The 5,373-nt window shown below is 72.0% G+C and carries 3 protein-coding genes; 1 reads left to right on the plus strand and 2 read right to left on the minus strand.

Features of this window, described 5'->3' with window-relative positions; genetic code table 11:
* Positions 1–2: 2 nt before the first annotated feature.
* Complete coding sequence (locus tag ACFWM7_RS33255) at positions 3–1,028, minus strand: chitinase (RefSeq protein ID WP_383267960.1); 1,026 nt, start codon at positions 1,026–1,028, stop codon at positions 3–5.
* A gap of 208 nt (positions 1,029–1,236) precedes the next feature.
* Entirely contained in the window at positions 1,237–4,371 is a 3,135-nt protein-coding gene (locus ACFWM7_RS33260) for a discoidin domain-containing protein (protein WP_383267963.1), read from the minus strand.
* 168 nt (positions 4,372–4,539) lie between these two features.
* Between ACFWM7_RS33260 and ACFWM7_RS33265 the strand changes: the two genes are divergently transcribed.
* Positions 4,540–5,241, plus strand: a complete 702-nt coding sequence (locus ACFWM7_RS33265) for an aspartate/glutamate racemase family protein (RefSeq protein WP_383267966.1) — start codon at positions 4,540–4,542, stop codon at positions 5,239–5,241.
* The last annotated feature ends 132 nt before the right edge of the window (positions 5,242–5,373 follow it).

Here is a 5,373-nt window from a genome sequence, read left to right on the forward strand (position 1 = left end):
GGCTACGGGAGTTCGTGGACGTGCGGCGCCACGCTGTTGACCCAGGTGTCGCCGTTCGACGCGTCCCAGTTGGTGGACCAGGTCATCGCGCCGCGCAGCCCCGGGTAGGTCTTCTCGGGCTTGAACTCGCCGCAGTTCTCCCCCTTGGTCAGGCAGTCGAGGGCGTCGTTCACGATCGCCGGGTCGACGTAGCCGGAGCCGGCGCCCTTGGCGGAGGCGGGGGTGCCGATGCCGACCTGGTCGGCATCGAGGCCGTTCTCCAGCTGGATGCAGGCCAGCGCGGTCAGGAAGTCGACCGTGCCCTGGGCGTAGACGTCGCCGTCGCAGCCGGCCATCGAACCGCTGTTGTAGTACTGCATGTTGACGACGGTCAGAATGTCCTTCACGTCGAGCGCCAGCTTGAAGTACTCGCTGTCGGTGCTCTGCATGTCCAGCGTCTGCGGCGCCATGGTGAGGACCAGGTCACCACCCGCCTTCTCGGACAGCGCCTTCAGCGCCTCGCCCATGTACTGAGCGTTGATGCCGTGCTCCAGGTCGATGTCGACGCCGTCGAAGCCGTACTCCTCCATGAGGGCGTACGTGCTGTCGGCGAACTGCTGGGCCGAATCCGCGTCGTTGACCGTCACGTTCCCGAGCTCGCCGCCGACAGAGATGATGACGGACTTGCCGGCCTCCTGCTTGGCGGCGATGTCGGCCTTGAAGTCGTCCTCGGATGCATAGCCGATCGCCGGGTCGAGGTTGAACTCGATCTGGCCGTCGGTGCCGGTGGCGTCGGCGAAGGCGACCGCGATGATGTCGTAGCCGTCCTGAACGTCGCCCAGCTTCTGAACTGTTGCGCCGTTGTCGAAGTTCTGCCAGTAGCCGGTGACGGCGTGTGCGGGTACGGCCGCAGGCGCCTGCCCGCTCTCGGCCGCGCCTGCGCTACTGCCGAGAGTGGTGGCCGCCATGAGCCCGCCGGCGGCGAGGACGAGGGCGACACTGCCGCCCAGGAGCTTGTTGCTGCGCTTCTTGCGATGCGTCCGGTCCACGGGGAATCTCCAGGTGCGTGGGGGGAGTTCGCGAACGAGGGGGACATCGGTGGCCACCGACCTGGTGCAGGACATTGGTTCATACCAATGCCCATGTCAACCCTTGTGACAGAAACCGTCACCTCTGAGCGCTCCTGATGTCGGGCTTTGGTCAGAACGCTCACAGAAGGGCAATCGGATGGCTGCGGTGTCAGGTGAAGCCGGTCCGTCAGCGGACCGACAGCCGCACGAGACCACCGCGCCCCTCCGGGGTGCCCGACACCCGCAGTGCCACATAGCGCGGGGAGCCCGTGACTCGCAGGCTCCGCACCCGGCCACGACCGGTGGGAGCACCCGCCCGGCGGTAGCGGATCCCGTCGTCACTGAATTCCACGGACAGGTCCGGGGCCCGCCCGGCCGACCACTCGGCCTCCACCCGGCCCACCGCCCGCCGCGCCCCGAGGTCCACGACCAGGCGGCCGTCGCGTCCCGGCCGCCACACCGTGTCAGGGGCACCGTCGACCGCCGCCGACGGCTCCGACATCCCCGCCGGCAGCGGCGCGTTCGGGAAGACGGCCCGGCCCAGGGCGAGGTCCGTCGTCGGATACGCCTGTGCCCCGCGCACTGTGACCTCGGTGCCCCGGCCCGGCCGCACCACCGCCACCGCACTGTGCCCCTGTGCCTCGACCCGCACCCGGCAGACCGGCCCGGTCAGGCGCACCGTGGCGGCGTCCACGACCTCCACCCGCAACCCGTTCGGCAGCGACCGGCCCGACAGCGGGACCAGCGAGAACCGGGGCGGCAGCAGCAGCGCCGATGCCGCCTCCAGCCGCGCCTCGTACCGCAGTCCGCCCCGGGTCACCACCTGCTCGCCCTCGTAGACCTCCCGGCGTCGGCCTTCCTGCACCAGGGTGACCGAGGTGCGCACCGCCCGGTCCGACAGGTTGAACAGGCTCAGGTGACCGTCCGTCACCGCCGCCCGCACCTTCTCGTCCCCGGCCGTGGGCACCGGCCGGTGGGCGAGTTCGCGCAGGCCGTCGGCGGACACCCCGCAGTGGCCCTCCACGAGCAGCGGGCCCGTGCCGCCGCCCTCCGCCAGCACGACCGTGTCCCCGTACACCGCCAGCGGACCGCGCCCGCCGCGTACCAGCAGGCCCGCACGGCCGTCCACGTCCAGCCAGCCACCGGTGCTGCGCAGCGCCGGTACGGGGCCGCTCGCCAGGTCCGTCCACCGCTCGCCGTCGTCCGAGCCCTGCACCAGGTAGCTCCGGCCCGCCGCGCTCTCCCAGCGCAGGGTGACCCGGTCCAGGGCGCGGGGCTCCCCGAGGTCCACGGCGAGCCAGCTGTCGGGGCGTGGCCGGTCGGCGGTGGACACCGCCCAGCGGGTCGTGCCGTCCCCGTCCACGGCCAGCTCCGGCCCCCTGCCCGGCGCGGACGAGGACGCGGTGGCCCGGCCGCCGCGCGCGAGTTCGGGCCCGTCCGCCCCGTTCCGGGCCTCCACGGCGAACAGCGAGTAGCCGTACGCAGGATCGGGCGTCACGCCTTGGACCCGCAGGTGCCGGACCGTCGTACGATCGAACGACAGCTCGTCGACGCGGCCCGTCGAGCCGCCGGACGAGTCCCGGGACGCGACCGTTGCCGACCCCTCGGAGAAGCGGTACGTCCGCTTGCCGTCCAGGCCCGCCACGCCCGGCATGGTGAGGTTGTGCACCTCCAGCCGGCTGCCCACGGTGTCCGGTCCTTCGGCGGCGTGGACGACCGCGCCGGTGGGCAGCGTGGTGAAGCCGGCGAAGCCGTCCTTCAGCCGCAGCAGCGTCGCGCTCCCGTCGAAGCCGTCGCGCAGCCGGGTGTGCGTGCGCACCGAGCGGCCGGTGACCTCCACGGCCGTCGTAGGCAGGAACATCGGTGTGGCGCCGCTGATCCTGAACAGCCAGTCGTCGTGGCCCGGCTGCCAGGCGAACTTCACGAACTTCGGCTTGGACACCGCACCGGCCCAGGCGGCGGGGGACTGGTGCGAGACCAGGCCGGGCCCCTCCCCGAAGTCCGTCACTCCGGAGGCGTACGCGAACAGCTCCCGCTGCGACAGCGGTACGACGGCCCGGCCCGCCCCGGGCCACACGTGCAGCAGGTAGCTGATGGCCAGCTCGGCGCGGGCCTCCGGCTCGTACTTCGGCTCACCGGAGAACTTCGCCAGCCGGTGCTCCGGCGGGTACGCCTGGTACGCCTCCAGCCTCGCCGCCAGCTCCACTTCCGCGCGGGCTGCCGTCCGGTCGCCCATCACCCGGGACAGGAACGCCAGCGGGATCACGTCCCGGCCGTAGAGGTGCTCGCGGTCGTTCACCATCGGCATCAGCGGCTCACCCGCGTCCGACATCACCCCCAGCAGGGTCCGCCACAGCGGCCCGGCGTTCGGCTGCCGGGTCAGCACCTCGGGCAGCGGCTCCCCGGCGGCCAGGAAGTGCGCCGCGTTGCGCCCCGAGGTCCGCCACAGCTCCGCCTGGTAGTGCGGGCCGAAGGAGCCGTGGTTCTCGACGATGAACGTGTCGTAGACGTTCCGGGCGGTGTTACGTGCCACCGGTACGCCGTCCACGCGGGCCGGGTTGGCGAGGTCGGCCTCCGGCAGCCCGGCCTCGTTGCGCGACCAGGCGCCGTAGTCGGCCGCCCACTCGGGGCGTCGGCGGTCCCCGGGGGCCCAGGCCAGTGCGGGGGCCAGCGCCTGGGCGTAGATGCCCATCTCCTCCAGCTTGGTGTCGCCGACATGCCCGCCCGTCAGGCCGTTCGGTGTCCAGGACCCGGAGGCCGGGTCGTCGCCGGTGCCCAGGGCGTGGGTGTACGCCGCCTGCTCCCGGACGATGGTGTCCACCAGGGAGCGGGTACGCGTGTCCAGTTCGGCCCAGAGCAGCCGGGCGGCCAGTACGAAGTACGACTGGAACGTGGTGTCGAAGAAGAGGGTGCGGCCCCACTGCGTGCCGCCGGTCAGCCGGTTGGAGGCGGCGAAGTGCCGCAGCGTCGCCAGGGTCCGCCGCTTGAGCGTGTCCCGGTCCACCCCCGCCAGCTCCGCGTCGTAGCTGCCACGGGTCAGCAGCACGGCGTGGCCGAGCACCACCGCGAAGCCGAAGAACTTGTCGGTGTAGATGCCCCGGGCCTCGTCCCACTGCGTCTCGGACCAGCGGGTGTGCCGCAACAGGACTCGATAGTAGGTGGCGGCGACATCGTCCTCCGCACCGTTTCCGCCCGCCCCTGCGAGCGGAGACGCGGCCGCAGACGGCGAGCCCGCGCCCAGTGGCAACGCGGCCACGGCTCCGGACGCGCCGAGGATCTGGAGCAGTCGGCGGCGGCCGAGGGGAAGGGAGGTCGGGCCCACGGTGGTTCTCCTCAGGGGGTGCTCGCGGCGGTCGTAGGGCGGCTCAGCAGGGCTGTCGTACGATGCGCCGATCGACAACGTTGTCAAGAAGATGAGGGACACCCTTGGCGGCCCCGGTATGTTCCGTCAAGGGAAAACGCACGATTGACCGAGGAAAGGACGGCGGCAGTGAGAACGATCGGGCTCATCGGCGGCATGAGCTGGGAGTCGACGGCGGAGTACTACCGGCTCGTCAACGAGTACACCCGGGACCGGCTGGGCGGGCTGCACTCGGCGCGGTGCGTGCTCTACTCGGTCGACTTCGCCGAGGTCGAGCGGCTCCAGACGGAAGGCCGCTGGGAGGAGGCCGGCGAGGTTCTGGCCGACGCCGCCCGCGCGGTGCAGAGCGCCGGGGCCGACATGGTGCTGATCTGCACCAACACCATGCACAAGGTGGCCGACGCGGTGGCGGCGGCCGTCTCGGTGCCGCTGGTGCACCTCGCTGACGCCACGGCGGACGCGGTCCGCGCGGCGGGGGTGCGGAAGGTGGGGCTGCTGGGCACGGCCTTCACCATGGAGCAGGACTTCTATCGGGGCCGACTGCGGGACCGGGGACTGGATGTACGCGTTCCGGACGCGGCGGGCCGGGCCCTGGTGCACGAGGTGATCTACGGCGAACTGTGCCTGGGCGAGGTGCGTGCCGAATCCCGGGAGGCGTACCGGGAGATCATCCGGGGCCTGGTGGCGGACGGCGCGGAGGGGGTGATCCTCGGCTGCACGGAGATCGAACTGCTCATCGGCCAGGAGGACAGCCCGGTGCCGGTCTTTGCCACCGCTCGGCTGCACGCCTTGGCGGCGGTCGACGTGGCCCTGTCCGGTGGCGGCGAGTAGAGAGCCGCGCGGAGGGAGTTCGGCCGGCGGATCGATCCGAGCCGGTGAATCGGGCCGGATCCCGCCGGCTGTCCGCGAGCCGGAACGGGCCCGGAACGGGCTCTGCACGGGCCGCTGTTCGCGTCGTTCCCC

Source organism: Streptomyces sp. NPDC058375 (assembly GCF_042723425.1).
Taxonomy (GTDB): Bacteria; Actinomycetota; Actinomycetes; order Streptomycetales; family Streptomycetaceae; genus Streptomyces; species Streptomyces durocortorensis.